The sequence below is a fragment of the Mesorhizobium sp. 43Arga genome (genome assembly GCF_053714255.1).
Window position 1 is genome coordinate 243,675 of sequence record NZ_JBSKBO010000010.1, and the last position, 26,743, is coordinate 270,417.

Here is a 26,743-nt window from a genome sequence, read left to right on the forward strand (position 1 = left end):
CATGCGCTATGAACTGATGCTGCCGCACCAGATCCGCCAGGCCATCGCCGAGAATTGGCCGGTCGCCCTGCCGCTCGGCGTGCTCGAATACCATGGCGAGCACATGGCCGTCGGCATGGACACGCTGGCCGTTATGAAGACGCTGGAACTGTTCGAGAAGGAGAGGCATGTCGTCATCCTGCCGCCCTTCTACTACGGCGCCGCGAGCTACGCCGTGGCGCCGCCGGAGGGCACTGGCTCGGTGCAGGTCGGCGGCAATCAGCTGGCGCCGTTCGGCGAGGAACTGTTCCACAGCCTGCTGCGCATCGGTTTCCGCAACATCCACGCCATCATCCACCACCAGACCGAGAATTTCGCTGCCGGCATGCCGACCGATCTGGCCTTCAAGGCCGCCGGCCGCCAGGCGATCTTCCGTTTCCTGGAGAAGCAGCGCGGCGAGGGCTGGTGGGGCTCGAAGGACATGGCCGACTATTATGCCGGACATGCCGCCGGCGAAAATTTCTTCAACTGGGTGCAGGTGCATCCGCTGATGCCGGCCGCCATGAGCGGCAAGTACCCGTTCGACCATGCCGGCATCGGCGAGACATCGCTGATGCTGGCACTATGCCCGGAGGCTGTCGATGCCGCTCGCTTCGCCGACAATACCGGCTGGTATACGGCGAGCGCCAAGGATGCATCGGCGGAGCTCGGGAACATGGGCGTCGCCATGATCATGGATCACCTGCGCGCTATCCTGAAGGCCTAAAGATTGTTTTTCAGCCGCTCCGCCCGGTAGTCGGCAATCGACTTGTCCGGGTCGCTCTTGGTGGCAACGGCCCAGATGAACGTGCCGGCTCCCGCTATGGCCAAGGTGACATAGAGGGCGATGCCAAGCGCGAGGTGGTTGGCGTAGAAGCCCACCAGGGCCATGAGCAGGCCGCCGCACAGCATGGCCAGCACGAAGCCGGCGATGACGGCTCGACCTTGCCAGGCGATCGGCATGACGCCCTTGCCATAGCGGTCGTAGCCGACGTAGCCGACACGGATGTTGCGTGCGAACCAGTATTGGTTCGTCACTTCACGGCTCCGGCGGTCATGCCCATGATGAGATAGCGTTCCAGCGCGATGCCGATGACCGCCAGCGGCGCGATCGCGGCGGTGGCAAGGGCTGCCATCGACCACCAGTTGATGCCTTGCGAGCCGGTCTGGCTGGCCACCATGACGGGGATGGTCTTGGCATCGGTCGAGGTCAGGAGGGCAGCGAAGAAATACTCGTTCCAGCACAGCACCATTGCCAGGATGAAGGCGGCGACCATGCCCGGCAATGCGATCGGCATGACGATGCGGAAGAACGCCCCCCAGATCGACAGGCCGTCGACGAGGGCTGCTTCTTCCAGCTCGACCGGGATGGAGTTGAACTGGTCGCGCATGATCCAGATGACGATGGGCAGCACCATCAGCGTGTAGAGCAGGACCAGTCCGATCCGCGTGTCGAGCAGGCCGACCTCGCGGTAGAGCACCAGGAAGGGCAGAGCGAGCACTACGGGCGGCAGGATGAGCTGCGACAGGAAGAAGAAGGAGATGTCCTCGTTCTTGAACCAGGCGAATTTGTAGCGGTAGCGCGTGAGGCCGTAGGCGGCGAGGCTGCCGATGACGATGGCGAGGCTCGACGCGCCGACCGAGGTGATGACCGAGTTCATGAAGCGCTTGAAGAACTCATCGCGCACCGTCGAGGTCTGGAAGATCGAATCCGGCGAGAGCCCGAGCGAGCGCCAGCCCTTCCAGTCCGGCTGGAAGTCGACGAAGGGGATCAGATGGCCCTGGGTGACATCGACCGCCGATTTGAACGAGGTCGTTATCGTCCAGTAGATCGGGAACAGGCAGATCAGGGCCCAGAACACCAGTGCGCCATAGATGAAGACGCGGCTGGTGATGAAGCTCGCCGGAGAGCGGATTTCGGAGACGGTGTATTCGGTGGTCTGAACGCTCATGATCCGGCCACTCAATTGACGTTGCGCACGAAGCGGTTGGCAAGCTTCAACAGCCAGGTCACGAACACGACGATGATGACCAGATAGGCCATCGCCAGCATGGTGCCGTAGCCGACATTGGAGCGGTCGCGGTATTCGCGGTAGATGAAGCTGGAGACGGAATCGGTGGCGCCGCCAGGCCCGCCCGAGGTCACCGTGATGATGATGTCGGCCAGCTTCAGCTTGAAGATGATGCGCAGGATCACCGCCGTCACCGAAACCGGCAGCATCAGCGGGAAGGTGACCTGCCAGAAGGTCTGCCAGGCGGTCGCGCCGTCGACGCGCGCGGCCTCCAGCACCTCGCGCGACATCGCCTGAAGGCCGGCAAGCAGCATGATCATCATGAACGGGATGAAGGTCCAGGCATCCAGTATCATGATCGAGATGCGGGCGATGATCGGATCGGAAAAGAAGGCGGGATTGTCCCAGCCCAAATGGCGCGCCAGCGTTGCCGCCGGCCCGAAGCGATATTCCATCAGCGATTTGCCGATCATCCAGGATACCGCGACCGGCGACAGCATCAGCGGCATCAGGAAGACGACGCGGAAGAATTTGCGCGCCCGGATCTGCGCGTTGAGCAGCAGCGCCAGCCCGAAGGCGATGACATATTCGACCAGCACGGCGAGCACATAGAGCACCATGTTGAACAGCGCGTTGCGATAGTAGGGATCGCTCAGCATCTGCCAGAAATTGTCGAGCCCGTTGAACCTGCGGCCGCTGAAGGAAGAGAGGTTCCAGTCGGTGAGCGCGATGTAGAAGCCGAACAGTGTCGGGAAGATCACCATGGCGATGGTGAACAGCAGCGCCGGCAGCAGGAACAGCGCGCGCTGGCCGTCCTCGCCGCGCGTCAGCACCTGGCCGATGCCGAGTGCCACGCCCCACAGCACATAGGCGTAGACCACGGGACGCCATGTTTCGAAGCCGATCGTGTCGACCTCGCTCTTGTAGAGGATCTGAACCAGGATCGTTGCCAGCAGGCCAAGCGTTGCAGCGGCCATCACCGCCCAGCCCAAGCGTTTGCGGCCTGGCGGTATCAGGTCGGATGGGACGGCGTTTGCCGGCCAATCATTGGTGGGCAAAATCTGGTCAGCCACGCGTCTCATCCGGTTGCAGAAGGCACTTCGCGACCGGCGATGCCGGTCAAGACAGGGTCCGGCGGCTTTCGTCGCCGGACCCCAGGTTCATGCTACGATCAGGCCAGGCCTAGCGAGGCCTTGTAGAGCTTGACCTGCTTTTCGCGGCCGATCTGGTCGGTGAGCTTTTCCCAGGCGGCGGCGATGGCATCGGCGCCTTCCTGTGCCTTCATCTTGCCGGCGAAAGTGTTGGCCAGAATGTCCTCGGCAGCGCTGTAATATTGGAAGATGCCGGGGATGCGTGGCTCGATCGCCGCGTTCGGATGGTTGTAGCTGTCGCCTTCCGACTTCAGATACGAGGTGATGAAGGCCTCGTCGTAGCCGGCCGCCACCCATTCCGGAATGTCGAAATGCGAATTGCGGTAAGGCTGGAAGCCGGACGGATACATCGCCGTCCAGATCGACAGGTCCTTGCCGCCGAGATGGGCCGCGGCGGACCACGCCGCCTTTTTCTTCTTCTCGTCCTTGTCGACGCGGGCCATGACGTAGACGCCCCAGCCGAGATAGGCGCAGTTCGGCGAATAGTTCGGCCCGCTGGCGAGCTTCTCCCATTTGCCGGTCTTGGAATTGTAGACATCGTCCGAACCCGGCAGGATCGAGAAGCCGGTGACGTCGCCGATGACCGAGGAATCGTTGGTCTTGACGTTGGAGCCAATGTCGCCCCACCAGGGGATCATCGAACCGGTGCCGGCCAGGAATTGCTGGAAGCCGGTGGTGTTCGGGTCGGCGTTGATCTGGTCCGCCGGTTCCGACGGCAGCGCGTCGATCACGTCCTGAATGGCGCGCACCCAGGCCGGATTGTTGATGCGCGGCTTCATCGTGTCGGCGTCGAACAGCCAGGCCTTGTCGTCGGGATGCTTGGCGTAGGCGGTGGCGCGGCTGCCGAGGAAGTAGAAGCCGAAACCGCCCCACGGCTTGGGCGCGTCAAGATAGCCATAGACGTCCTGGCCCTTGAACTTCTTGCCCTTGAGGAACTTGGTGACGGCCTGCACCTGCTGCCAGGTCTTCGGCACGCCCCATTCGCCTTGACCGCCGCCGTCCTTCCACTGCTTGGCGAGGTCGGCATCGGCGAACACGTCGGTGCGATAGTTGAAATTGTGCGTGTCGCCGTCGATGGTGACGCGATACTGCTTGCCGTCCCAGGTGCCGACCGGCGGCTTCAGGTAGTTGACCAGGTCGTCGAAATCGATCTGCTTCTTGACCCAGTCGGGCATCTCCGAGGTCAGGCCCTTGCCGCAGACATCGCCTTCGAAGGGCGCCCCCATCTCGATGATGTCGAAGTCGACGGTGCCGGTGGCGATCGATTGCTGCAGGCGGGCATTGTAGTCGGCCTGCGCCAGGTCGATCCAGCTGATCTTGGCGCCGGTATAGGCCTCCCATGGCTTCAGGAAGCCGCGGAACAACACATTGTGCAGGTTCTGGTTGTTAAGGCCCATGAAGGTCAGCTCGACGCCGGCGAATTCGCCTTCCTTGACGTTGGCCTTGGTAGCCTCGAGGCAGAGTTCGCCGACCTTCTGGAAATCGGCGTCGGTCGGCTGACCCTTGCCAACGCCGGGTATCTGCAGGATCTTCGAGCGCAGTTCGCTTGCAGCGGAAGCGGGACGCGTCAAGGCGCCGAGCCCGGCGCCGGATGCCGCCGCGATCGCGGCCATGCTGGCCGCACCCTTCAAGACGTCGCGCCGCGTGGCGCCGGCACGGACCAGCCTATCGTAAAGACCTGTTCTCATCGACTATTCCTCCCAGAATCAGTGTGAATGGCTGTGGCCACCTGTCGGACGCTGAAGCACAAAGTGCTACCGGCTCGGATACGAATTAGGCAGGACCCCACCCTGCGTCGATTGAAATTCCCTGCGGATCGGTGCCGACATTTGGACCAGCGCCCGCCACTATTCTCGCAACCAAACGCCGTGTCAACGAGAACGGTTTTTATCTATAAGAGACCGACTTGCCCTCACCCGGCGCGTTGGTTAGCTTCTGCGCCTACGGCCAGTTGGAGCCGGTGGGGGAGAGATGGCTCAAGTCGCAATCAGCAAGGTGGCCAAGGCGTTTGGAACCGTCAAGGTTCTGCACGAAGTCAGCGTCGACATCGCCGACGGACAGTTCGTGGTGCTGGTCGGCCCCTCGGGTTGCGGCAAGTCCACGCTGCTCAGGATGGTGGCCGGGCTGGAGACCGTTTCCGGCGGTACGATCGCCATCGGCGACCGCGTCGTCAACCATTTGCCGCCGGCAAAACGCGACATCGCCATGGTGTTCCAGAACTACGCGCTCTATCCGCACAAGACGGTCGAGCAGAACATGGCCTTTGCCCTCAAGCTGCGGAAAACCGATCCGGCCGTGGTCGCCGAGCGGGTCAAGCGCGCCGCCGACATCCTCGACCTCAACCCCTATCTGAAGCGCTATCCCCGGCAGCTCTCCGGCGGCCAGCGCCAGCGTGTGGCGATGGGCCGCGCCATTGTGCGCAATCCACAGGTGTTCCTGTTCGATGAGCCGCTCTCGAACCTCGACGCCAAGCTGCGCGTGCAGATGCGCACCGAGATCAAGGAACTGCACCAGCGGCTGAAGACCACCACGATCTACGTCACCCACGACCAGATCGAGGCCATGACCATGGCCGACAAGATCGTCGTCATGCGCGATGGCCGCATCGAGCAGGTCGGCGCGCCGCTGGAGCTGTTCGACCGACCGGCCAATCTCTTCGTCGCCGGTTTCATCGGCTCACCGTCGATGAACCTGCTCAAGGGCGTTGTGCGCAAGGGCGACAAGCCCGGCGTCGACATATCAGGCACATTGTTTCCGATCGCCGACAATGCCGCGCGGGACGGGCAGGCCGTCGTCTATGGCGTGCGCCCGGAGCATCTGGAAATTCATCCCGATGGCGTGCCGGCGAAGATTTCGGTGGTCGAACCGACCGGCTCGGAAACGCTGGTCTTCCTGCGCTTTGGCGACCGCGAGATGGTGGCGCTGTTTCGCGAGCGCCACGACTTCAGGCCCGGCGACACGCTGACGCTGAAGCCCAGGCTCGACCAGATTCATCTTTTCGATGCCGAGACCGGCAAGCGTCTCTGATCTCAAACTGACTTGACGAGGACTATCATGCTCAAAGGCATCAATCCGCTGCTCAATGCCGACGTGCTCCAGGCATTGCGGGCGATGGGCCATGGCGATGACCTGATTATCGCCGACACCAACTTCCCCTCCGATTCGGTGGCGCGCCAGACGGCGCTCGGCCGGCTGCTGCGCATCGATGCGCCGGCCGCCGAGGTGGTCAAGGCAGTGCTGTCGCTTTATCCGCTGGATACGTTTGTCGACGATGCGGCCGCGCGCATGGAAATCGTCGGCAAGCCGGACGAGATCCCGTCCGTGCAGAAGGAAGTACAGAAGGAGGTCGACGCAGCCGAGGGCAAGTCGTGGCCGATGATGGCGGTCGAGCGCTACGCCTTCTATGAGCGCGCCAAACAGGCCTATTGCGTCATCCAGACCGGCGAACGCCGTTTTTACGGCTGCTTCGCCTTCCGCAAGGGCGTCATACCGCCGGATGCGGAGTAGGGATATGGCAGCCGGAAAGCCTGTGGTCATATTGGGCGTCTTCGTCGCCGATACCGCCTATCGTGCCGATCGCCAGCCACGCATGGGCGAGACGATCCTCGGCAATTCGTTCAAGCTGGGCCCGGGCGGCAAGGGGTCGAACCAGGCGGTGGCCGCCGGCAAGCTCGGCGCCGACACCACTTTCCTGACCCGCCTTGGCGTCGATGCCTTCGCCGACATGGCCAAGCGGACCTGGCAGGATGCCGGCGTGAAAAGCGCCGTCATCGACACGCCGGACAGCTATACGGGCGCCGCCTACATCTTCGTCGAGGAGGGCAGCGGCAACAACGCCATCATCGTCAGTCCGGGTGCGGCCATGCTGATCTCGCCAGCCGATATCGAGGCCAATGCCGTCCTGATTCGTGGCGCCGGCGTCTTCGTAACCCAACTCGAACAGCCGATCGACGCGGCGATTCGGGCGCTGGAGATCGCGCGCGGGGCAGGGGTGACGACCATCCTCAACCCTGCCCCCGCGGCAAAGCTGCCCGACCGCATCTACACGCTCTGCGACTATCTGACGCCCAACGAGACCGAGACGGAGGAATTGACCGGACTGAAGGTCTCCTCGGTCGACGAGGCGCGGGTCGCCGCCGGCAAGCTGCTCGAAAAGGGCGTCGGAACCGTCATCGTCACGCTCGGCGACAAGGGCGCGCTGCTGCACTCGAAGGGACGCTCCGAGCATGTCCCCGCCATCAGCGCCGGGTCGGTGGTCGAAACCACTGGCGCGGGCGACGCCTTCAACGGCGGCTTCGCGGCGGCGCTATCGCGAGGCGTGGAGCCGCTGCAGGCGGTGCGCTTCGCTTGCGCCGTCGCCGGCATTTCGGTGACGCGACCCGGTACCGCGCCGTCAATGCCGACGCTGCAAGAGGTCGAGGCACTGCTGGCGAAGGGTTGAGGCGAGCGGGGCCGCCGAGCCATCTTGGGAATTGCGCCAAAACAAAGAGTTAGGGCAGTTCGCCGTTTCCGGGAAACGGCAAACTGCCCTGGATGTCCATCCAGCGATAGCCCGATCAGCTATTGCCTGACGTAGCAGCGCTTTTCGCGACCGGGAGCGGGATCGCCGAACGTGTCATTGTCGCATTGGACGCCGTTGCGGAACACGTCCTGCGTGAATTGGCCGCGTGCCCCGTACCTGACCACCTTGCGGCCATAGAAATCGCAGAAATCGCCTTCATCGGCACAGGCTGCCCATCTCTCGCGGCGGGGTTCGTCGTAATTGTCATCCGACTGGTCCTGGCCGCGCGTCACGATGAAACACGACTTTGGGATGCCCGGCGCCGGGTCGCCAAAGACGCGATTCGAACACGGCACCGCGTCTCGCTCGAAATAGCGCGAGGTCGTGCGGCCCCGGGCGCCGTAGACCACCTCGGCGGGATACGGCAGACGGCAGATTCCGCCCTCGCGCGCGCATGGCTGCAGCCGGTCGGCCGACGCGGTCGCCGGGAAGAATGCGGTGGCGACCGTCGTCGCGCCGCCCAGGTACATGAGCGTGAATAATGTGCGCATAGGAATGTTTGGTGCGATTGACACGATAGTCCTCCATGCCGTTCAGGCAGCCTACTAATGCAGCTCCGCTACCTGCGAAATGAATCCAGCGCTTTGCGGGCAAATCCGCAAGTGGGATTCGCAAGGTCAAACGCGGCTCACGCCCGAGTCGTTCCAGGAGCTGCTTTTCAGCCTATTGGAGTGGTGTCGCGTTTGCCAGATTGCCGCGCGGGCGTGGCTCAATTTTTAAAGCCGGCCGCGAAACAGTCGGCCGCGCACGATTCGCGCGGCGGCGGCGAATGATCATCGACCGCCAGGCTATAACGCCGGCGATAGGGCGCGAAAGACCGCGCCTTGGCACTTCATTTGTGAAAGTGGATTCCAACAATCCATGTCGGCATTTCCCTGTGCCAAGGATTGCGATCCTTGAGGGAAATGGCGCGAGTGACGGGGCTCGAACCCGCGACCTCCGGCGTGACAGGCCGGCACTCTAACCAACTGAGCTACACCCGCGCATTGACGAGCACGTGTCAGCCGTGTTCGTCGTTGGGGCGCTGGATAAGGGGTTCGCCACCGGGTGTCAAGCGCACCAAACCATCATAACAACAAACTGGAGAAGGTTTTTTGACAGCCGGCGTTTTGTTCGCAAATCGGGCCTGCGGACAGGGCGTCACCTATTCATTTGGCCTTGCGAAGCCGGTCCCGACCGCTTAAAGGTCCGCGCCGGAGCGGGCGATTAGCTCAGTTGGTAGAGCGCTTCGTTTACACCGAAGATGTCGGCGGTTCGAGCCCGTCATCGCCCACCATTTTTTCTCAATGAATTCAATGGCGTCTGCCGGGTCCCTTGAGTCCGGCGCGCCGCCTTGCGCCCAGCTATGCGCCCAGAAACGACCGATTTCGGGCACTTAACAGGCATCGGCGGCGGCCTGCTGGAGGTCCGGGTGATGATGGCCATATGACCAGCGTCAAGGAAGTGACGGCCGAGGTTGACACGCTGGAAGCTGATGGGGCCCGGCACGCTTGGCGTCACCGGGATGGCTGCCGGAGCTCTGGCTTCGCTCGTGACGGCCTATGGGGCTGACATCTGGCGCGTTCTGCGAGGCGGGTGACGACCCGGCGGTCGTTGACCTTGCTGGGTGAGCCGAGCACTCCGGCCCTTTGGTCCGCTCTTTCCTCCAGAACCGGGAACTCTTAGGCAGGCGCGGAACAATAGGCAGGTTGGCAGCTTGAGATTACGCCGTCCAACCTATCTGTGTGAAATGAGGATCCCGTGGCAATCAGGACGCCCGCCCCAGCCGTTCCATCCGTAGAGCTCCGCCAGTCGTTGGGCGAGTGGCGTGTTACGATTACCGAGAGGAACAGCCAAACCTATTCCAGGGCGTTTGCTCTCGAGGTGGATGCCGTGTTTTTCGCAGATAGGCAAGTCGCGCGCCTCGGATTGCGGGCAACCAACCCCGGCGCCGGTCGTTGACCCCACGCTGGTTGATCCCAGCACCACTCCAGAACTCGCCCGCTGCCGAAAGGTGGCGGGCCTTTTTTGCGGAACCGAAGTGAGGTGACGAAGTTCTTTAGGTGCTCGGGCCATCCCTCAACCGAGCAGACAAGCAAAAGGCCCGTCACTGCGTCCTCAGTGGCGGGCTTTTCACTTTTTCAGACCTTGATGCCTGGCGCCGGCGCATGCGTTACCAAGCCGAAACCTGGGCGGTGGGGACGTCAAAATGATGCCAAAATCCGGCGCGATCAAAATTGCCATCTGCTCCCTCTGGGGCTGACATTGAATGGAGGTAACAATGGTACGCAAAGTCGCAATAGCTGGTACACTTGTCGCCCTTTTCAGCATTCCTGCGTTTGCAGCCACGGAATATTGGGTGGCCATGGATGCGGCGACAAAAAAATGCGAGGTGGTGACCAAAAAACCCGACGGCACGAAGCTGACGGATGCCGGCATGAAGACGTACAGTAGCAAGGCCGACGCCGACAAGGCGCTGAAGGAACTGGCCGTTTGCAAATAAACTGATCGGCTCTCGCTGCAAGGCCGTCCTGATGGCACAGCGGCGGCCTTGCGGAGCTCTCCAATGATGGCAAAGCTGGGCTACTACGTGGCCTCGCCCACAACCTAAGCTTCGCGAGCGTAGCCAATGACCAGGTAGGTGATGGCTGAGGGCCGGTGTGTGCTGCCCGGACATCACCTACCGGAGCGTATCAGAGCAAGACTGCCCTGGATTTTATCTCAGGGGCCACACCTCGACGACGCCATGCGCGACAGCACAAGGGACCTGCGAGATTTTGTCGATGGCGTCGGTGAGGTCAGCAGCTTCGATCACGGCAAATCCGGCGATCGGCAGATCTGACGACATGAACGCACCATCGCGAGTTTCCACTCCCGACGCATCCGGATTGCGCACCTGTACCGGCGTTCCCGCCCTCCCTATCAGGGCGCCTTCGGAGCGTAACTTCGCGTCCTGTTCATGAGCGGCATCCCTGACGGGTTGGGGCGTGCGGTCATATCCGGCCCGATCGCCATATTGGATCGTAACGAACTTTGGCATTGTGAGCTCTCCTTTCAGGGGTTTTGACGTGAAGCGTGGGCGACCGCGACCACTGGAGAGCGCCCGGCCGGGTTCGGAAGCCCGATGTGCCGCTCTCGCAACTCCGCCATGAACGCCTGCTGCAAGTCAGGCCCGCCTGATACTTTGTTTCGAATGGCGAGTTCCGGCGCCGCGGGAAATAGCCCGGAATCTTCCCGCAAACAGGCCTTTCGCAGATTGCGATTTCGCCGGTGGGAACGTTAGCAGGGCTTCGAAGTTCCTTGACCGCTAGGGCGAGCTTGCGCGGAGGCGGCAAATGAAGGCGACAGTTGGACCGGATACCGTCGACGTTGCCAAGGCGGTCGAAACGATGCTCATGGAGCATGAGGACCCTGCCTTTCTATCGATGGCCAAATTTATCGAAATGCTTCGTCAAAGAACGGGGACTGACCGTTCTGACGCGGATCTGAAAGCCCTGGTCACGAAGAAGGCGGCTGTGCTTGGTATCGTTATGGAGTGAAGAAGGCCAAGCGCGGCTGCGCAGCTTGTGCCCGGATGCTGTTTGCGTATCGGCGCGCCTGCAATGAGCCATTTCACGGCTCTTGTTTGCGGGGCGTGCAACCCAGGGTCACGCTGCGCGCAAAATCGACTAAACTAGGCCGGCGCATTACATCTTGTCTTGCCGCTTTTCGATAGCATAGGATGTCCAGCGGCAGCACATGCCCGCAATCGATGTCGCGGCGCCACCAAACAGGCATGCGGCAAGCACCGGGTCTTGCGAGGCACTTTTCCAGCTGACCACCGCCAGCAATATGACGCTTACCGTCGAGACCACATAGCCGACACCTTTCAGCGCATGCGGCGAAACCTTAGCCATCACACTCTCCCTTCGCTCCAACGTTGAACATCCGTATCGGCGCCGGGTTCCGTTCGTCAGCCATGCGGGAACCTTTTGCCTGTTCGCGCGTGCTATTGCGATAGGGCACTGGATGCACGAGCCATGACAAACTTTCTGAAACTCCCGGCGAAGTCGCGGAACCTGTTTCGCGTTGTCGTCGAAACGCCGCGCGGAGCAGCCGCCAAGCTCGCCTACGACCCCAAGACGGGCGTCTTTCAATATTCAAGACCGCTGCCGGTCGGCAACACATACCCCTATGATTGGGGGTTCGTACCTTCCACAGTCGGGGAGGATGGTGATCCGCTCGACGGGATGGTGATCCACCAGGCCGCCACAGCCCCCGGCGTGGTCATCAAATGCGATCTGCTCGGAGCAGTGCGGGTGAAGCAGAAAGACCCTCATGGGGCGGTGATCCGCAACGATCGTTATATTTTCTGCCCGCGCAAGGAGGATGCGCCGGACAAGCCCGTGGCTGCCGACCATTTGCCCCAGGATTTACGCCAGGAGATCGAGCAGTTCTTTTTGTCCTCTGTCCTGGGCACGGGCAAGACGATCAAGCTGAAAGGCTGGCAGGACGCCGACGAGGCCGCCAGGTCGCTCGGCAAGGGCGCGAGGGCTTTTCGCCGCAATCGCAAGTGATGGCCTTGTCTTCCGCGATCACACCATAGGCTAAAGGGGTCACGCGGTTCACAATACAATTGCAAGCGGTCGATTCCCCCCGGGATGTAGCCACTCCAAAAGCCCGCCGCGGGTCGCTCCCGTGGCGGGTTTTTCATTGGTCAGGGGTTGCAGGCCATAAGAGGGCGAGCTTCCTGACGCCTCTTCCGAGCTGATGTCTCCTGCATCGTCCGAAAGACCTCTTAAGGCGGCAGCATCCGGAAATCCTTGCCCTCGGGCAGCAATTGCCCGCCATCGACGACGATGGTCGTCCCAGTGATATAGCCGGCATCGTCCGAGGCGAGGAACAGGAAGGCGTTGGCGACGTCGCGCGGGCTGCCGAGCCGGCCGAGCGGGATGGAATCCTCCATGTTCTTGATATAGGCGGCGCCGCGATGCTGCTGGATGGCTTCGGTCAGGATGTTGCCGGGTTCGACACCGTTGACGGTGATGCCGTAGCCGGAGAACTCCAGCGCCGCTGCCCGGATGAAGCCGTTGATGCCTGCCTTTGTCGCCGAATAATGGCCGTGGCCGGGGCTTGTGACATGCGGTCCGGTGATGGAGGAGGTATAGAGCATGCGTCCGGAGCGCTGCGCCTTCATCGGCACCAGGGCTGCGCGGGTGGCATTGAAGGTGCCGCGCAGATTGACGGCCATGACGCGATCCCAGTCGTCGGTGCTGGTGTTCTCGATCAACTGCCAGGGATAGATGCCGGCATTCTGCACGATGATGTCGAGGCGGCCGTAATGCTCCAGCGCCAGGGCCACCGCGGCCTCGGCGTCGCGCATTTGCGAAATGTCGGTGCCGATGAAAGGGACGCCGAGCTCGGTGGCGGTCGCTTGCCCGGCCTCCGTCTCGCTGTCGGCCAGCACGAGCCGCGCGCCTTCCTCGGCAAAGCGCACTGCGGTGCCCTTGCCGATGCCGCGCGCGCTGCCGATGATCAGCGCCACCTTGTCTTTCAGTCGTGCGGTCATGCGAGCCGTCCTGTCATGCCAGTCTTTGGCGAATGGTTTGCTTGAATGCGTCGAGCAGCACGGCCGCAAGCACCAGCAGTCCGTGGATGACCTGGGTGAAATTGGCCGGCAGTCCCATCAGATTGATCGCCGTGTTGATGGCCGAGAGCAGCAGCACGCCGGCATAGACGCCGGGCAGGGTGCCGACGCCGCCCTTCAGGCTGACGCCGCCGATGACGACCGCGGCAAAGGCGTTGAACAGCAGGCCGACGCCGAGATTGGCGGTGGCGCCCGAGGTGCGGATCGCCAGCAGCCAGCCGGCAAGGCCGGCAATGGCGCCGGCAAGCACGAAGGCGATGATGAGATTGCGGTTCACCCGGATGCCGGCGCGGAAGGTCGCCGTTTCGTTGCCGCCGATCATCACCAGGTGCCGGCCAAACGGCGTCTTGGCCAGGATCAGCGAGAAGACGACGAAACAGGCGATGGCGATCCAGGCGGTGAGCGGCAGGCCGATCAGCCGCTGGATGCCGAACCAGCGGATCGCCGGCGCGAGATCTTGCGCCGAGCGGCCGCCCGAAATGACCAGCACCAGGCCGCGCACCCAGATGTAGGACGCCAGCGTGATGATGAAGGCGCTCATCTTGACCTTGACGACCAGAAACCCGTTGAAGGCGCCGATCAGGCCGCCGACCATCAGCGCCAGCAGCAGCGACACCGGGACCATCAGCCATTCCGGGTGCAGTTGAACGCCAAGCCCTATGCCCGATGAGCAGAACAGGATGCCAACCGCCATGGCGCTGAGCGCCGCCACCGATTCGACCGACAGATCCATGTGGCCGGCGATGATGACCAGCGCCAGGCCGATCGACATGACGCCGAGCACGCTGGAGGCTTCGATGATGTTGGCGAAGATGCCGAGCTGGAAATAGTTCGGGATGAAGATGGAAAACACCACCAGCACGAAGACCAGCATGAACCAGACGAGGTTGTCGAGGACGAACTCCAGGGCTTGGCGGGTACGGGGGGTCATGGATTGATCCGGCTGGCGCATGACCCCGAAAATTCGATTTTCGGTGACGGTCTTGCGCGGATTGGAATTGCGCGGGAGTGGCTCCGGACCAGTGTGGCCCGGAGCGGCTTGTGCGACGGGCCTATTCGACGGACTTGATGGTATCCGTCGGCGCCTTCTGGTTGCCCCAGAAAGCCGGATTGTCGACATTTTCCTTGGTGATGGCGGCACCCGGGATCTTGATGTTCGGACCCCAGGCTTCCTTGGTCACGACCGACTTCAGGCCGAGCACATCATAGTCGCCGGGCTTGATCTCCTGCTTCTTGGCGATCTTGTCCATGAACATGGCGACGGCCGCGGCCTGCGCGTAGAGCGGCTGCTCGACTTCGACATTGAGCCACCCCTTGCGGATCAGGTCGAGGCCGACCGGAGCGCCGTTCGAGCTCATCAGCATGACGTCGCCCGGCTTCTTGCCGGCGGCCTCGAGCGAGGCGACGGCGGCGACCGAGAGGTGCGCGGCATGGCTGAAGATCAGGTCGATGTCGGGGTTTGCCAGCATCTGGTCGGCGACGATGGTGCCGGCGTTGCTGGCTTCCCACTGCATGGCCGGAAGCGAGATGATCTTGACGTCCGGGAACGCCTTCATCTTCTCCTCGAAACCCTTCTGGATGTCGAGCGTGTAGGGATCGCCGGGGTCACCCAGCACCTGCAGCACCTTGCCCTTGACCGACCCGTTCTTGGCTTTCAGCAGCGTTTCCGCCTGGTCGGCGGCGATATGGCCGATCTCGACCGTGCCCGCCACCGAGGTGAAATCGGAAGGCGTGGAGGTGATCTGGCGGTCGAACTCGACCACCGGTATGCCGGCGGCGCGCGCCGCCTCGATCGACGGCTTCAGCGCGTTGAAGTCGACCGCTGCCAGTATGATCGCCGCCGGCTTGAGCGCGATGACGTCGTTCATCTGCGACTGCTGCGCGTCGGTCTTGTTGTCGGCGTTCAGCGTCTTTATGTCGTAGCCGACCTGCTTCAGGAACAGTTCCAGCGCGGTGACCGAACCGGTCTGGAACTCATCGAGCAGTGTCGGCACCATGTAGTAGACGGTCCCCTTGGACTGGGCGAATGCCGGCGTGAGCGTGGCAAAGGCCAGTGCCAGGATACCGAAGACAGCAAGAAGTATTCGCTTCATGTCGTTCGCTCCTCTAGCGCCGGACCCCTCTTTTGCCCCTCAGCCCGCCGGTCCGGCACCGGCAAGCGTCTCGCCGGTGATCATGTTGATCACCGCATCGGGACTTGTTTTGTTGCGTGCGACATCGCCGGCCACGACGCCTTGCCGGATCACCACGATCCGGTCGGCGACCTGAAAAGCCTGCTGCATGATGTGGGTGATGATGACGACGCCGATGCCCTGGCTCGCCACCTGGCGGATCATGTCGAGACCGCGCCGCGTCTGCTCGACGCCCAGCGCCGCGAACGGCTCGTCGAGCAGTACCAACTTGCCGCCCCAATGCACGAAGCGATTGAGTTCGATGGCTTGCCGCTGGCCGCCCGAGAGATGTTCGACATTGGTGCGCAGCGAGGGAATGCGGGTACCGGCACTGGCCAGCGCCTTGCCGACGACGGCTTCCATGGCGCGCTCGTCGAGCACGGGAATGCCGAACACCTTCCTGGTGATCTCGCGGCCCATGAAGAAATTGGCCACCACGTCGACATTGGTGCAGAGCGACAGGTCCTGGTAGACGGTTTCGATGCCCGCCGCCTTGGCTTCGGCCGGCGACCTCGCCAGGAACTCCTTGCCCTCGAACAGCATGCGGCCCGAGGTCGGCTCCAACCCGCCGGCTATGATCTTGACCAGCGTCGATTTGCCGGCGCCGTTGTCGCCGAGCAACGCCACGACCTCGCCCTTGCCGATGGAGAAGCTGATTCCCTTCAGGGCTTCGATCGCGCCATAGTTCTTGGTGACGTTGTCGAGCACCAGCAGCGGTTCGCTCATGCCGCAATCTCCTTGGCGGTCAGAAGATTGCGGCCGCGTTCGCGCTCGGCGGCGAACATCTGGCCGAAGCGCGGCGACAGCACTCCCGAAACCGCAAGGGCGGCGGCGCCACGCAACACGGAATGTTGCCCGCCGCGCGCGACCATCAGCCGGGGCGCGATGCGGTCCTTGCGCGCCGCGACGGAGTTGTGCAGGCCGCCAGTCGAACCAGCCAGCCGTTCGAGCAGGTCGGTGGACGCCAGCCCGCCGAGGATGACGGTTTCCGGGTCGAACAGATTTTCGATGACAGCGACGGCATTGTGAAAGATCGGCGCGACTTCCGCGACCCAGTCGGCCTCCGTGCCGTTCCAGCGCCGGAGCGCCTCGAGCGAGAGGTATCTTTCAAGACAACCCCGGTTGCCACAGGGGCAGGCCTCGCCGCCGGGAACGACAGGGATATGCCCGACCTCGCCGGCATTGCCCCAGGCGCCGCGCTGCACGCTGCCGTCATGAACCATGACGCCGCCCAGGCCGACGCCGAAATAGAGATAGTAGTACTCGGAAAATTGGGCGCCGAGGCCGTAGAGCCGCTCGCCCATCGCGGCGGCGGCCATGTCGGTTTCGAAGAAGGCAGGCAGTCCGGTCGAAGCCGCCAGCCGCTCGCGCAGCGCCACATCCTGCCAGCCGGTCATGGTCGTCGGGCCAACGAAACTCATGGATTCGACACCGAACGGTCCGGGCAGGGCCAGGCCGACCCCAAGGACCCGACCGCCGGCTCGCAATCCGGTCAATTCAGTCACCATCGCGCCGATCATCTCGAAGGCATGGTCGGGCGTTGCGTTCGGGGCTTCCCGGTAAGTGCTCTCGATCACGTCGCCGCTCAGATTGATCAAAGCGGCATTGATGCCGAGCGGGGTGATGTGGATGCCGACGGCATAGCCGCCCTCGGGATTGATGCGCAGCGTCGCCGGCGGCAGGCCGCGCCCCTTGGGCTCCTCGCGTAGGGACAGGATGTAGCCCTGTTCTTCCAGTTCGCGAACGATGGTCGATACGGTCTGGACGGTAAGCCCAACACGGCTGGCGATCTCGCCGCGGGCGATGGGGCCATGCAGGCGGATGGACTCAAGCACGATGCGCCGGTTGTACGGCCGCCCGAACTCCTGATTGGTCCCCCGCAATGCCATGCCTTGCACCCCCGGTTGGCGCAAGGTTCGCACCAAATATTTATTCAGTCAAATGGAATTCAAAAATAAATCGGCAGCAACAGCACACCGAGGATGGCCGCAAGCCGCACCAGGCTTAGGACCTGTTCACCTGCCGCCCTTGGCCGATTGCCGCCATGGCGAAACCGCTTCAATGGTGGGCGAGGCTCGTAACCGGTGAACCAAGCATGGAGCAAAGATGATCGAATTGCCGTTTGCCCGCGACGAGTACCAGCAGCGGCCTCGCAAGATCCGCGCCGAGATGGCGAACCGCGGTCTCGAACTCCTTGTCGTCAACGACGTCGCCAACCAGCACTACATCACCGGCTATGATGGCTGGTCATTCTACACGCCCCAGGTGGTGCTGGTGCCCCTGGAGGAGGTCGAGCCGGTCTGGATCGGCCGCGCCATGGATGCTGCTGGCGGACTGCTGACGGCCTGGATCAAGCCCGAGAATGTCATTGGCTTCCCGGAGGACCACATCCAGCGTGCCGATCGCCATCCCATGGACTGGATCGCGAACTGGATCGTTACCAAGGGCTGGGGAAGCAGGCATATCGGCGTCGAGCTCGAAGCCTATTATTTCTCGCCGAAGGGGCACGCTCGTCTCGTCGCCGGCCTTCCCAACGCGAAATGGCACGAAGCCGATCTGCTGGTGAACTGGATCCGTGCGGTCAAGTCGGCACCCGAAATCGCCTATCTGCGCCAAGCGTCGACCCTGGCCGAGGCGGCCGTGGCGCGGGCCTTAGAGGTGATCGCGCCAGGCGTGCGTGAATGCGACGCCATCGCCGCCATCCAGGCGGCGCAGATCGCCGGCAGCCCTGACTTTGCCGGCGACATCACGGCACTTCCGCCGACCATCCTCGGCGGCGAGAATGCCTCGGCCCCGCATATCATGTGGAGCGACCGGCGGTTTGGAGACAACGAGACGATTGCGCTGGAACTCGCCGGTGTCTGCCGCCGCTATGCCGCCGGGCTGGCAAGAACCATGCAGCTCGGCAAGACGCCGACGCGGGTCGCGGACACGGCAAAGGCGGTGATCGAGGGCATGGACGCGGTGCTCGATGCGGTGAGGCCGGGAACGACTGCCGAGGCGGTCGAGGCTGCATGGCGCAAGGTCATCCAGCGTCACGGGCTGAAGAAGGAATCGCGCATCGGCTATTCCATCGGCGTCGCCTATCCGCCGGATTGGGGCGAACATACGATCAGCCTAAGGCCGGGCGACAAGACGGTGCTTCAACCCGGCAATGTCGTTCATTCCATACTCGGCATGTGGATGGAAGGCTGGGGGATCGAGATCAGCGAGACCATTCTGGTGACCGAAACCGGCCATGACACGCTGACGAAGTTCCCGCGAGAGATCCATGTCAAATCCTGAAGGGGCCGTTGTGGCAGCCAGTCCTGCAAGTCCCGGTGCCATCGATATCGAGGCCGAAATTCTCGAAAAGATGATCGAAATCCGCCGCCAAAGCGAGCAGATTTGGGTTGATGCCAATCAGGTCAGGACTGGCGCGCCTCAGAGATACTGGGCGACCTTCTTGCCGACGGTGAGGAAGCGCAAGGGATCGATCGCTTCGCCATTGTGGCGCACTTCATAGTGCAGATGTGGGCCCGTCGAGCGGCCGCTGCTGCCAGTCTTGCCGATGATGGCGCCGGCGTCCAGTTTTTCGCCCACGGTCACGTCGATTTCGCTGAGATGCCCGTAGCGGGTCGCAAAGCCATTGCCGTGGTCGACCTCCACCATGCGGCCATAGCCGCCGTTCCAGCCGGCCTTGGTGACGATGCCGGGCGCCGTGACCTTGGCCGCCATCCCGATGGGCGCCCTGAAATCCATACCCGAATGCAGTGCCGCGGTGCCGAGGATAGGATCGGTCCGCACGCCGAATGGGCTGGTCACGGAGTGGCCGGGGGCGGGGTTGGAAAGCGGCAGCTGGCGCGCTTCCTTCTTCAACTGGTCGAGCGTGTCGAGGGCTTCGTCCAGTTCCTTGACCTTGCTGTCGAAGATCATTGAACTGTCGAGCGGGATCAGCGGGCCGCCGACATCGCTTTCGTTCTTGCCGAAATCGCTGTCGACCGGCAGTCCGGCCGCCTGCAGCGCCTGCTGGATGGCGTCGGCACTCTTGTAGGCATTGTCCGCAAGCGTGCTGATACGGGTGAGTTGTTCGTTCTCGATGGATTTCAGCGACTGGTTGATCGAGACGAACAGCTTGTCGGCACGATCGGCGGCTGAATCGCTGGGCAGCGGATCGGTGCGGGTCGACCACAAGGAGAACGGCCTGGTATCGGCGGTACCCAGGTCGGCAGCCAGGCTCGCGACCGCATAGTTCTGTGCGGGCTGGCTGATGCTGCCGGTCACCTCGGCGTGCTTGTCCGGTTTGGCGGCCGCGGCCGGATCCTCGGCGGGCACAGTTCCGGCCTCGTTCTCGGCGCGCTCGAGCAGCGGTCCGAGCCGCCCGTGGCGCTGACTGAGCTGCGTCTGGCGTTCAATCAGTTCGCTGACCTTATTCTCCATCAATTGCTGGTCGAGCAACTGGCGGCTGGTGATGCGGTCGACCTGGGCGCGAAGCGCCGAGATGCGGTCTTCGTAGGCCTGCTGCATGCGAGCCTGGCGCGCGGTGGTGGCGCCGATCAGGTCGTCGCGCAGCACGAGATAGGAGGTGGCCAGGAGGTAGCCGATGGCGATGGCGGCGAGCGCCGAGCCGATGAATGCCGCGAGCCAGGGCCGGATGGTAAAATGCCTGATCTCGTTGCCGCGGGCGATGATGACCGTGTGAGGTTCCTTGCGCCTGCCGAAGACTGCGGACTGACCGGTTGCGTTCACGGGACCAAGCTTTCGTTTACGACACCACGACAGGCTGATTACACATTATTAGGGTTAACAAAGGCTTGCCGGACCGATCGCCCGGCGCCGAATGCACGCGACGCGCGCAGAGGATTGCATGAAAACGGCCGAGGGCGTGGCCATAACGCCGTGAAATCATTGGCGATGAGCGCCAATCTGCTGCCAGCAGAGCGGCTCGTCGGCCGCGGATCAGGGTGTAGGGTTCCTTAACTGTCTTCGATTGCGTTTGATTGACGGTTTTCAATTAAAAGCGGTACCGGGGTTTGGGAGGTACTATGGCGGCAGAAATGCTGGGCGATCTGGTTGGCAAGATCCTCGACAAGATCTCGGGCACCAGTTTGCTGGCGACCGGGCTTTTGCTGCTGACTGCCTTTGTCAGCGCGCTCGTGGCCTATTGGCGCACCGTCGAGGAGAAGAGCTGGAAGGAGTTCTTCGAGTTCGTCGTCCCGCATGAGGTCATCTCCCATCCCTCGGCGAAGGCCGACCTGATGTTCTGGGTCACGAAGAAGGCCCTGATGCCCTTCCTGATGCTGCCCGCCGGAATAGTCTTCGTCTCGGCGGTGGGCTACGCAACCAACTGGCTGTTTTCGACACTCTTTCAGTTCCAGCCGCCGCTGGTCGAGGGACCGGCAGGGCCGGTGACGGTGCTGATTTTCACCCTCACCATGCTGCTCGCCTACGACATTTCCTATTATCTCTATCACGTCGCCCAGCATCGCTATCCCCTGCTTTGGGAACTGCACAAGGTCCATCATTCGGCCGAGGTGATGGTCGGGATCACCAAGGACCGGGTCCACCCGTTCGACGAACTGATAAATCGAGCCTGGGACGGCGTCATCGTCGGCGTCTGCTTCGGCGTCTGGTCGCTGATTTCGCTGAACCTTGTCGAACTGACCGTCTTCGGCGTCAACGTCTACGTCATGCGCAACATCCTGATGATGGATTTCGTCAGGCACACGCATTTCAAGATTTCGTTCGGCCCACTCAACAATGTGATCCTGTGTCCTCATTGGCACCAACTGCATCACAGCACCGATCCGCGCCATTACGACAAGAATTTCGGGCTGCTCTTCTCGTTCTGGGATCGGCTCTTCGGAACATTGTGCGTGCCGAAACCCGACGAGGACTTCAAGTTCGGCTTGGTCGACCGCGACGTGCGCGACTATCAATCCCTCGCTGGCCTTTACGTGATGCCGCTGAAGCGGATGTGGAGGCACATTGCCAGGCGCATCCGGCCTGCAAAGCCGCGGATCTCGCGATCATCGGAAGGGACACGGCCATGAACGCCCCCTTCGTGCTCGCCATCCCGCGGACACGCACCTTCGAAGTCGTGACATCGGGGGCGCGCCTGGCCGAGATCGCACCGGCCTGGACCGCCCTCTGGCAGCGCGCCGGCGGGCTTGTCTTCCAGCACCCGGACTGGATCGCGGCCTGGTGGCGCACCACGCCATATCAGGAGCGGCGCACGCTCAGGATCGGGCTTGCCTGGAATGGCGATCGGCTCGACGGCGTGATCGCGCTTGCCACGTTCAAGCGCTCCGGCATCCGCATGCTCGAATGGGCGGCGAAGGATCACAGCGACTATGGTGACGCGCTGGTTGCGCCAGATAGCGATCCGCTGGTGATCTCCCGCCTATGGCAGCATGTTTTTGATCAGGGTGGCTTCGACCTCGTCTATCTCAACCGCCTGCTGCCTGCTGCCGGTGTCCGGGCCCTGCTGGATCCAGCCTCGCGCCATGCCAAGCCGCTTCGGCCCAACCACCGCAGTGAAATCAGCTATCGTGTCGCCGGTCCCTGGCAAAGTGGGGCGGAATGGTTCGAGACGCTGTCCAAGAAGGCCCGGCAGAACTACCGTCGCGGCCGCAAATTCATGGAGGAAGCCGGTGCGGTGCGTTTCCGCCTGCTGGGTGCGGACGACCCGCGCGAGCCGGTGCTGGCACGGGTCGCGGTGCTGAAGCGCCTCTGGCTCGCCCGGCATGGCCGCGCCTCCGACTTGTTCGATGAGGGCTCGCCCGTTCTCGCCGCGCTGGTTTCTGTGCTGGCCGAGCTCGGGCTGTTGCGCATTTTCGTGCTGGAACTCGACGACACGATCATCGCCGTCTCGATCAATTTCGAGCAGCGCGGCACGATGATGGCTTTCGTTACCACCTATGATCCCGAATATGAGCGCGCCTCGCCGGGCATGGTGTTGATGATGGACTATATCCAGTGGTCGCTCGACCGTGGCCTTGCCAAAGTCGATTTTCTCTGCGGCGGCGAGGATTTCAAGCGGCGCTTTGCCACGCAATCAGTCACGCTGTCGTCGATGATCGGCGCGCGCGGTCTGCACGGGCATCTCGCCGCGCTGGCTGATCGTGTGGCCCATGTCACGAAATCCTGGCGGGCACAGCGGCAGCCGAAGGCGCAAACGCCCGACGAGTAAGGACGGCTCGTATGGGCCTTGGCCACGCTCAAAGTGCGCGAACGGCTTCCAGCACCTCCTCGGCATGGCCCTTGACCCGGACCTTGCGCCAGATCCTGGCGATCCGCCCGTCACGGCCGATCAGGAACGTCGCGCGCTCGACGCCCATATATTTGCGGCCATACATCGATTTCTCGACCCACAGATGATAGGCCTCGATCACCTTGCGCTCCTCGTCGGCGGCGAGGTCGATGGTGAGATTGTATTTCGATTTGAACTCGTCATGCTTCTTGACGGGATCCGGTGACAGGCCGATCACGATGGCACCTGCCTTCTCGAATTCCGGTTTCAGCTGCGAAAAGCTGATCGCTTCCTGAGTGCAGCTTGTTGTGTCGTCCTGCGGATAGAAGTAGAGCACCACGGGTTTGCCGGCCGATGCGGCCAGGCCGAGCGAGCCGCCGCCGTCCCGCGGCAGGTCGAATTGCGGCGCAAGATCGCCCACGTCGAGGTCAGCCATATCGATGCCCTTGTTTGAGGTTACGCGCGACGCCACACCGATATAGTGTCGACCGGGGATTCGTCCACGAGCGAATTTGTACAACGGAAGATTGCGTGGATCAGGAGCAACCGCAGCACGAGAAGATCAGGTTCAGGCGTGACGAGATCACCGACCTGGGGGCCTTGCCGTCCGCGTGCCGCGTTCCACCGCTCGGTCAGGCGTCGATCGGCCGCGGCTTCCGCATCCTTTCGCGCGTGTTCGCCGGCTTTGTCGCGTTCATGGTGCTGGTCGCGGTCGTTGTCTATCTGGTCGGGGCATCCGGGGTGGGCTCCGAGCGGCTTCGGGCGGAGGCGGAAACCGCCATCGAGAAACTCGCTGGTGTCGATGTTGATGTGGCGGTCGGGCCGGCGCGCATCACGCTCGACAGTTCGAGCTTCGTGGCGCTTCAGGTCAGCGACGTCACCCTGAAGACATCGGACGATAAACCGATGGCCGATGCCGGCCGCGTCCGCTTCGGCATGCGCCTGATCCCGCTGCTTTGGGGAGAGGTGCGGCTGACCAGCGCCAGGATCTCGGATGCCCACATCGTTGTGGCGGCGATGCCGTCGGGCGGCGACTGGACAGCGCAATTGCGCAACGAGGACGGCCTCGTCGATCCGGAGAAACTGTCCGACGTGCTGTTTGGCGACATCCATCGCGCACTCGACGCCGTGCGGGAAGATTCGATGCGCCGGATCGATCTCAGCAATGTCGAATTCGTGCTGCCCGACGCGGGAGCGATCAAGCTGATCAAGATCGCCGATGCCACCGTCGTTCAGTCGGGACCGGGCGCGGTGGAGTTTTTCTCAGAAGCGAATGTCGACGGCAGAACGGTCACGGTTGCCGCCTCCGCCACCCGCGACATCGCCGCGCATCGCGTGACAGCGCTCGATGCAAGCGTCGATCTGGCGGCTGCCGACGACACCGCTGCCGGCGCCGGGACGCTGGGCGCGGTCGCGTTGAAGCTGACGGGATCGGAAGGATCTGGCACAGATGCATCGCGGCTGACGGCCGCCCTGTCGTCCACCGGGTCCGTGCTCGATCTTGGCACGCGCGGCTTGCTGCCCGCCGATGTCGATGTCGACGCGACGCTTGTCCATGGCAGCAACAAGATCCAGGTCGACAGGTTGCTGCTGAAAACCGGCCGGTCCTCTTTCAATTTCGGCGGCTCGATAGGGCCAAAGCCGACGACAGGGGCGGCGGGCGAGGAACCCTCCTACCGCTATGACCTGACCAGCGACGGTTCGACCCTGGCCCCGTCGGAATCGCCGGAGCCCGCACTGACCTTCCTCGCCCGCATTGCCGGCGTCTATCAGACCAGGAGCCATAAATTGGTGGCCGAGCAGATCGCGGTTCGATCCGCTGCCTCAGGCGAGGTACTCGGCACCGCGGCCGTGGCGTTCGTCGACGGCAAGGCCCCCGGGGTCAATCTCGCGCTCAACGTCCATGACATGCCGGTCTCGCACGTCAAGCAGTTGTGGCCATGGTTTTCGGCACGCAATGCCCGGCTCTGGGTGCTGGACAATCTGTTCGGCGGCCGCGTCGTCGATGCCAGCCTCCAGTTCCAGGTCGTGCCGGATCGCCTCGGCAACGGCGTGCCGCTTTCGGCCGACGAGGTGTTCGGCCGCTTCCAGATCGAAGGTTCGCGCTTTGACACGGCCGGCCGTATTCCGCCGATACGCGACGCCGTCGGCGTTGTCGCCTTCCACGGCAATGACGTCGACATTTCGCTCTCCTCGGGCACCGTCTACATGCCCAGTGGCCGCACCGTGGCCGCCAGCAACGGTACGCTGGCGGTCAAGGCGGCGAACCGCCCGCCGGTCATCGGCGCCCTCGACATCGATGTGGAGGGCGAGGCGCCGGCTGTGGCCGAACTCGCTTCCTACGAGCCGATCAACGCCATGCGCCATGTCGGCTTCCTGCCGGAGGACCTGTCCGGCAACGTCACCGGCCATGTCCGGGCGGACATTCCGCTGCAGTCCGGTGTCGATACGTCGAAGCTCGACTGGCTGGTGTCGCTCGACTATGCCGGCCTGTCGCTGGCCAAGCCGTTCGAGGGACAGACCGTCACGGATGCCGACGGTTCGATCACCGTCGATCCCGAAAAGGCGGTGATCGCCGCCAAGGCATCGCTCAACGGCATTCCGGCCGAACTCGACCTTATCGAGCCGCTGGCGGATGACGGGCCGGCGCGCAGCCGCAAGGTGGCCCTGGTGCTCGACGACAAGGTCCGTGCCGCGGCCATGCCCGGCCTGACGCCGCTGCTTGGCGGAACGGTGAAGGTCGCCATCGACAAGAGCGGCAGCGGCAACCAGAATGTATCTGCCGACCTGACCAATGCCAGGCTGGACATACCCTGGGCTGGCTGGAGCAAGGGGGCAGGGGTTCCCGCCAGTGTCACCTTCGTCATGACCAAGGCCGGCGACACCACGACACTGTCCGATTTCAACCTCGACGGCAAAACATTCTCCATCGACGGCAGCATCGTGCTGGTCAACGGCGCCCTGTCGTCGGCGAAGTTCAGCAAGGTCACCTTGAACCGGGGCGACGATGTCGCGATTTCGGTGAAGCGGTCGGGCAAGGGCTACGCCGTCGATATCAACGGCAACGCGCTAGATGCCCGTTCGCTCATCAAGCAGTTTACGTCCGATGTGGACACCGCGACCAAGACGACCGGAACAGACAACATTTCCGTCAGCGCCGACGTCGAGCAGCTCACCGGCTTTCATGACGAACAACTGTCCAATTTGAAGCTCGATTACAGCGCGGCCGGCTCGAGGGTGAACGGGCTGAAGGTCAGCGCCACGGCAAGTTCGGGCGCGGCCATCACCATCAGCAACACCACCGGCGACGGCCGGCGCTCGCTCAACGTGAAGTCAGCGGATGCCGGCGCGATATTGAGGTTCCTGAACGTCTACGAGCACATGGAAGGCGGCTCGATCATGCTGGCGCTGACCGGAGCCGGCGACGGGCCGATGAAGGGCAAGGTCGACACCAGCAACTTCTTCGTCGTCAACGAACCGAAGCTTGCCTCCATCGTCTCGACCACGCCGGCTGGCGACAACCGCAGCCTCAACCAGGCGGTCAAGGGCAATCTCGACACGTCGCGGGTCAAGTTCGAGCGCGGCTATGCCGAGATCGAGAAAGGCAGCGGCTATCTGAAGCTGGCCAATGGCGTGCTGCGCGGTCCGCGCATCGGCACGACATTCCAGGGCATCCTCTATGACCAGAACAACAATATGGACATGACCGGCACCTTCATGCCGGTCTACGGCCTCAACCGCATCTTCGGCGAATTGCCCATCGTCGGCGCGCTGCTGGGCAACGGGCGCGACCGCGGCCTGATCGGCGTCACCTACCGGTTGCGAGGCAATGCCAACAAGCCCGTGCTCGACGTCAACCCGCTGTCGGTGATCGCACCGGGCATATTCCGGTCGATCTTCGAGTATCGTTAGAGCAATTCGAGGAAAAGTGTGAAACGGTTTTTCCGGGAAAAGCGCGCAGCGCTTTCCCTTGGGAATTGCGTCAAAACAAAGA

Annotated in this window: 25 protein-coding genes and 2 tRNA genes; 12 read left to right on the top strand and 15 right to left on the bottom strand. The window is 62.9% G+C overall.

All coding sequences use genetic code 11. The features are described 5' to 3' along the window. The first annotated feature begins 1 nt into the window (after position 1). Positions 2–745 carry a creatininase family protein gene (locus ACWGS8_RS28955; protein WP_454584129.1) on the top strand — a complete coding sequence of 248 codons (744 nt, stop codon included), beginning with the start codon at positions 2–4 and terminating at the stop codon, positions 743–745. On the opposite strand, the gene ACWGS8_RS28960 is transcribed toward ACWGS8_RS28955, so the two are convergent. The 4 genes from ACWGS8_RS28960 to ACWGS8_RS28975 form a co-directional block, all read right to left on the bottom strand. Beyond that, positions 742–1,056: a hypothetical protein gene (locus tag ACWGS8_RS28960; protein ID WP_454584130.1), complete on the bottom strand. Its 315-nt coding sequence runs from the start codon at positions 1,054–1,056 to the stop codon at positions 742–744. The genes ACWGS8_RS28955 and ACWGS8_RS28960 overlap by 4 nt on opposite strands. Beyond that, positions 1,053–1,970, bottom strand: a complete 918-nt coding sequence (locus tag ACWGS8_RS28965; protein WP_010915657.1) for a carbohydrate ABC transporter permease — start codon at positions 1,968–1,970, stop codon at positions 1,053–1,055. Before ACWGS8_RS28965 ends, ACWGS8_RS28960 begins: the two co-directional genes overlap by 4 nt. Before the next feature lie 11 nt (positions 1,971–1,981). Continuing rightward, positions 1,982–3,103: a carbohydrate ABC transporter permease gene (locus tag ACWGS8_RS28970; protein ID WP_454584131.1), complete on the bottom strand. Its 1,122-nt coding sequence runs from the start codon at positions 3,101–3,103 to the stop codon at positions 1,982–1,984. A gap of 98 nt (positions 3,104–3,201) precedes the next feature. Beyond that, on the bottom strand, positions 3,202–4,869 hold the full coding sequence (locus ACWGS8_RS28975) for an ABC transporter substrate-binding protein (RefSeq protein ID WP_454584132.1): 1,668 nt from the start codon (positions 4,867–4,869) through the stop codon (positions 3,202–3,204). Positions 4,870–5,152: 283 nt separating this feature from the next. Here ACWGS8_RS28975 and ACWGS8_RS28980 point away from each other — a divergent pair, with 283 nt between their 5' ends. Genes ACWGS8_RS28980 through rbsK form a run of 3 tightly spaced genes read left to right on the top strand, consistent with a single transcriptional unit; the run spans position 5,153 to position 7,622 of the window. Next, on the top strand, positions 5,153–6,208 hold the full coding sequence (locus ACWGS8_RS28980) for an ABC transporter ATP-binding protein (RefSeq protein ID WP_454584133.1): 1,056 nt from the start codon (positions 5,153–5,155) through the stop codon (positions 6,206–6,208). 27 nt (positions 6,209–6,235) lie between these two features. Further along, complete coding sequence (locus ACWGS8_RS28985) at positions 6,236–6,688, top strand: RbsD/FucU family protein (protein ID WP_454584134.1); 453 nt, start codon at positions 6,236–6,238, stop codon at positions 6,686–6,688. A gap of 4 nt (positions 6,689–6,692) precedes the next feature. After that, complete coding sequence (gene rbsK, locus ACWGS8_RS28990) at positions 6,693–7,622, top strand: ribokinase (protein ID WP_454584135.1); 930 nt, start codon at positions 6,693–6,695, stop codon at positions 7,620–7,622. A 119-nt stretch (positions 7,623–7,741) separates the two neighbouring features. Here the strand turns inward: rbsK and ACWGS8_RS28995 are convergent, their stop codons facing one another. Then, entirely contained in the window at positions 7,742–8,257 is a 516-nt protein-coding gene (locus ACWGS8_RS28995; RefSeq protein WP_454584136.1) for a hypothetical protein, read from the bottom strand. Between the two features lie 391 nt (positions 8,258–8,648). Further along, positions 8,649–8,725 (bottom strand) — tRNA-Asp (locus tag ACWGS8_RS29000). A 217-nt stretch (positions 8,726–8,942) separates the two neighbouring features. On the opposite strand from ACWGS8_RS29000, the gene ACWGS8_RS29005 reads away from it, so the two are divergent. Both ACWGS8_RS29005 and ACWGS8_RS29010 read left to right on the top strand, forming a co-directional pair. Next, positions 8,943–9,018: transfer RNA gene (locus ACWGS8_RS29005), tRNA-Val, on the top strand. 984 nt (positions 9,019–10,002) lie between these two features. Beyond that, positions 10,003–10,224 carry a hypothetical protein gene (locus tag ACWGS8_RS29010; RefSeq protein ID WP_454584137.1) on the top strand — a complete coding sequence of 74 codons (222 nt, stop codon included), beginning with the start codon at positions 10,003–10,005 and terminating at the stop codon, positions 10,222–10,224. Between the two features lie 213 nt (positions 10,225–10,437). Here the strand turns inward: ACWGS8_RS29010 and ACWGS8_RS29015 are convergent, their stop codons facing one another. Further along, positions 10,438–10,761, bottom strand: coding sequence for a transcription initiation protein (locus ACWGS8_RS29015; RefSeq protein ID WP_454584138.1), 324 nt, complete (start codon positions 10,759–10,761; stop codon positions 10,438–10,440). Between the two features lie 295 nt (positions 10,762–11,056). On the opposite strand from ACWGS8_RS29015, the gene ACWGS8_RS29020 reads away from it, so the two are divergent. Beyond that, the gene (locus ACWGS8_RS29020; protein ID WP_454584139.1) at positions 11,057–11,260 is read left to right on the top strand and encodes a hypothetical protein; all 204 of its coding nucleotides are present in this window, start codon (positions 11,057–11,059) and stop codon (positions 11,258–11,260) included. A gap of 147 nt (positions 11,261–11,407) precedes the next feature. Here the strand turns inward: ACWGS8_RS29020 and ACWGS8_RS29025 are convergent, their stop codons facing one another. Further along, positions 11,408–11,617 (bottom strand): hypothetical protein, encoded by a 210-nt coding sequence (locus ACWGS8_RS29025; RefSeq protein ID WP_454584140.1) that lies wholly within the window; start codon positions 11,615–11,617, stop codon positions 11,408–11,410. Positions 11,618–11,692: 75 nt separating this feature from the next. Here ACWGS8_RS29025 and ACWGS8_RS29030 point away from each other — a divergent pair, with 75 nt between their 5' ends. After that, positions 11,693–12,277 carry an inorganic diphosphatase gene (locus ACWGS8_RS29030; protein ID WP_454584141.1) on the top strand — a complete coding sequence of 195 codons (585 nt, stop codon included), beginning with the start codon at positions 11,693–11,695 and terminating at the stop codon, positions 12,275–12,277. A 221-nt stretch (positions 12,278–12,498) separates the two neighbouring features. Here ACWGS8_RS29030 and ACWGS8_RS29035 read toward each other — a convergent pair whose 3' ends face one another. From ACWGS8_RS29035 to ACWGS8_RS29055, 5 genes are all read right to left on the bottom strand, one after another. After that, positions 12,499–13,269 (bottom strand): SDR family NAD(P)-dependent oxidoreductase, encoded by a 771-nt coding sequence (locus ACWGS8_RS29035; RefSeq protein WP_454584142.1) that lies wholly within the window; start codon positions 13,267–13,269, stop codon positions 12,499–12,501. 13 nt (positions 13,270–13,282) lie between these two features. Next, positions 13,283–14,278 carry an ABC transporter permease gene (locus tag ACWGS8_RS29040; protein ID WP_454584143.1) on the bottom strand — a complete coding sequence of 332 codons (996 nt, stop codon included), beginning with the start codon at positions 14,276–14,278 and terminating at the stop codon, positions 13,283–13,285. Between the two features lie 121 nt (positions 14,279–14,399). After that, positions 14,400–15,440: a sugar ABC transporter substrate-binding protein gene (locus ACWGS8_RS29045; protein WP_454584144.1), complete on the bottom strand. Its 1,041-nt coding sequence runs from the start codon at positions 15,438–15,440 to the stop codon at positions 14,400–14,402. A gap of 39 nt (positions 15,441–15,479) precedes the next feature. Then, entirely contained in the window at positions 15,480–16,244 is a 765-nt protein-coding gene (locus ACWGS8_RS29050; RefSeq protein ID WP_454584145.1) for an ATP-binding cassette domain-containing protein, read from the bottom strand. Then, the gene (locus tag ACWGS8_RS29055) at positions 16,241–17,407 is read right to left on the bottom strand and encodes an ROK family transcriptional regulator (RefSeq protein ID WP_454584146.1); all 1,167 of its coding nucleotides are present in this window, start codon (positions 17,405–17,407) and stop codon (positions 16,241–16,243) included. Before ACWGS8_RS29055 ends, ACWGS8_RS29050 begins: the two co-directional genes overlap by 4 nt. A 217-nt stretch (positions 17,408–17,624) precedes the next feature. On the opposite strand from ACWGS8_RS29055, the gene ACWGS8_RS29060 reads away from it, so the two are divergent. Then, a complete protein-coding gene (locus ACWGS8_RS29060; RefSeq protein ID WP_454584147.1) occupies positions 17,625–18,803 on the top strand; it encodes a M24 family metallopeptidase in 1,179 nt (392 codons plus the stop codon). 138 nt (positions 18,804–18,941) lie between these two features. Here ACWGS8_RS29060 and ACWGS8_RS29065 read toward each other — a convergent pair whose 3' ends face one another. After that, the gene (locus ACWGS8_RS29065; RefSeq protein ID WP_454584148.1) at positions 18,942–20,246 is read right to left on the bottom strand and encodes a M23 family metallopeptidase; all 1,305 of its coding nucleotides are present in this window, start codon (positions 20,244–20,246) and stop codon (positions 18,942–18,944) included. Positions 20,247–20,554: 308 nt separating this feature from the next. Between ACWGS8_RS29065 and ACWGS8_RS29070 the strand changes: the two genes are divergently transcribed. Both ACWGS8_RS29070 and ACWGS8_RS29075 read left to right on the top strand, forming a co-directional pair. Then, complete coding sequence (locus tag ACWGS8_RS29070; RefSeq protein WP_454584176.1) at positions 20,555–21,550, top strand: sterol desaturase family protein; 996 nt, start codon at positions 20,555–20,557, stop codon at positions 21,548–21,550. Then, positions 21,547–22,689 carry a GNAT family N-acetyltransferase gene (locus tag ACWGS8_RS29075; protein ID WP_454584149.1) on the top strand — a complete coding sequence of 381 codons (1,143 nt, stop codon included), beginning with the start codon at positions 21,547–21,549 and terminating at the stop codon, positions 22,687–22,689. Before ACWGS8_RS29070 ends, ACWGS8_RS29075 begins: the two co-directional genes overlap by 4 nt. A 28-nt stretch (positions 22,690–22,717) precedes the next feature. Here ACWGS8_RS29075 and ACWGS8_RS29080 read toward each other — a convergent pair whose 3' ends face one another. Further along, the gene (locus ACWGS8_RS29080) at positions 22,718–23,185 is read right to left on the bottom strand and encodes a peroxiredoxin (RefSeq protein WP_454584150.1); all 468 of its coding nucleotides are present in this window, start codon (positions 23,183–23,185) and stop codon (positions 22,718–22,720) included. Between the two features lie 95 nt (positions 23,186–23,280). Here ACWGS8_RS29080 and ACWGS8_RS29085 point away from each other — a divergent pair, with 95 nt between their 5' ends. Further along, complete coding sequence (locus ACWGS8_RS29085; RefSeq protein ID WP_454584151.1) at positions 23,281–26,661, top strand: hypothetical protein; 3,381 nt, start codon at positions 23,281–23,283, stop codon at positions 26,659–26,661. Positions 26,662–26,743 lie beyond the last annotated feature (82 nt).

Bases quoted from the DNA above. Each gene is read 5' to 3' on its own strand.
- ACWGS8_RS28955 (WP_454584129.1), top strand. From the start codon at position 2: ATGCGCTATGAACTGATGCTGCCGCACCAGATCCGCCAGGCCATCGCC.
- ACWGS8_RS28965 (WP_010915657.1), bottom strand. From the start codon at position 1,970: ATGAGCGTTCAGACCACCGAATACACCGTCTCCGAAATCCGCTCTCCG.
- ACWGS8_RS28975 (WP_454584132.1), bottom strand. From the start codon at position 4,869: ATGAGAACAGGTCTTTACGATAGGCTGGTCCGTGCCGGCGCCACGCGG.
- ACWGS8_RS28980 (WP_454584133.1), top strand. From the start codon at position 5,153: ATGGCTCAAGTCGCAATCAGCAAGGTGGCCAAGGCGTTTGGAACCGTC.
- ACWGS8_RS28985 (WP_454584134.1), top strand. From the start codon at position 6,236: ATGCTCAAAGGCATCAATCCGCTGCTCAATGCCGACGTGCTCCAGGCA.
- rbsK (WP_454584135.1), top strand. From the start codon at position 6,693: ATGGCAGCCGGAAAGCCTGTGGTCATATTGGGCGTCTTCGTCGCCGAT.
- ACWGS8_RS29010 (WP_454584137.1), top strand. From the start codon at position 10,003: ATGGTACGCAAAGTCGCAATAGCTGGTACACTTGTCGCCCTTTTCAGC.
- ACWGS8_RS29015 (WP_454584138.1), bottom strand. From the start codon at position 10,761: ATGCCAAAGTTCGTTACGATCCAATATGGCGATCGGGCCGGATATGAC.
- ACWGS8_RS29020 (WP_454584139.1), top strand. From the start codon at position 11,057: ATGAAGGCGACAGTTGGACCGGATACCGTCGACGTTGCCAAGGCGGTC.
- ACWGS8_RS29025 (WP_454584140.1), bottom strand. From the start codon at position 11,617: ATGGCTAAGGTTTCGCCGCATGCGCTGAAAGGTGTCGGCTATGTGGTC.
- ACWGS8_RS29035 (WP_454584142.1), bottom strand. From the start codon at position 13,269: ATGACCGCACGACTGAAAGACAAGGTGGCGCTGATCATCGGCAGCGCG.
- ACWGS8_RS29040 (WP_454584143.1), bottom strand. From the start codon at position 14,278: ATGACCCCCCGTACCCGCCAAGCCCTGGAGTTCGTCCTCGACAACCTC.
- ACWGS8_RS29045 (WP_454584144.1), bottom strand. From the start codon at position 15,440: ATGAAGCGAATACTTCTTGCTGTCTTCGGTATCCTGGCACTGGCCTTT.
- ACWGS8_RS29050 (WP_454584145.1), bottom strand. From the start codon at position 16,244: ATGAGCGAACCGCTGCTGGTGCTCGACAACGTCACCAAGAACTATGGC.
- ACWGS8_RS29055 (WP_454584146.1), bottom strand. From the start codon at position 17,407: ATGGCATTGCGGGGGACCAATCAGGAGTTCGGGCGGCCGTACAACCGG.
- ACWGS8_RS29060 (WP_454584147.1), top strand. From the start codon at position 17,625: ATGATCGAATTGCCGTTTGCCCGCGACGAGTACCAGCAGCGGCCTCGC.
- ACWGS8_RS29070 (WP_454584176.1), top strand. From the start codon at position 20,555: ATGCTGGGCGATCTGGTTGGCAAGATCCTCGACAAGATCTCGGGCACC.
- ACWGS8_RS29075 (WP_454584149.1), top strand. From the start codon at position 21,547: ATGAACGCCCCCTTCGTGCTCGCCATCCCGCGGACACGCACCTTCGAA.
- ACWGS8_RS29080 (WP_454584150.1), bottom strand. From the start codon at position 23,185: ATGGCTGACCTCGACGTGGGCGATCTTGCGCCGCAATTCGACCTGCCG.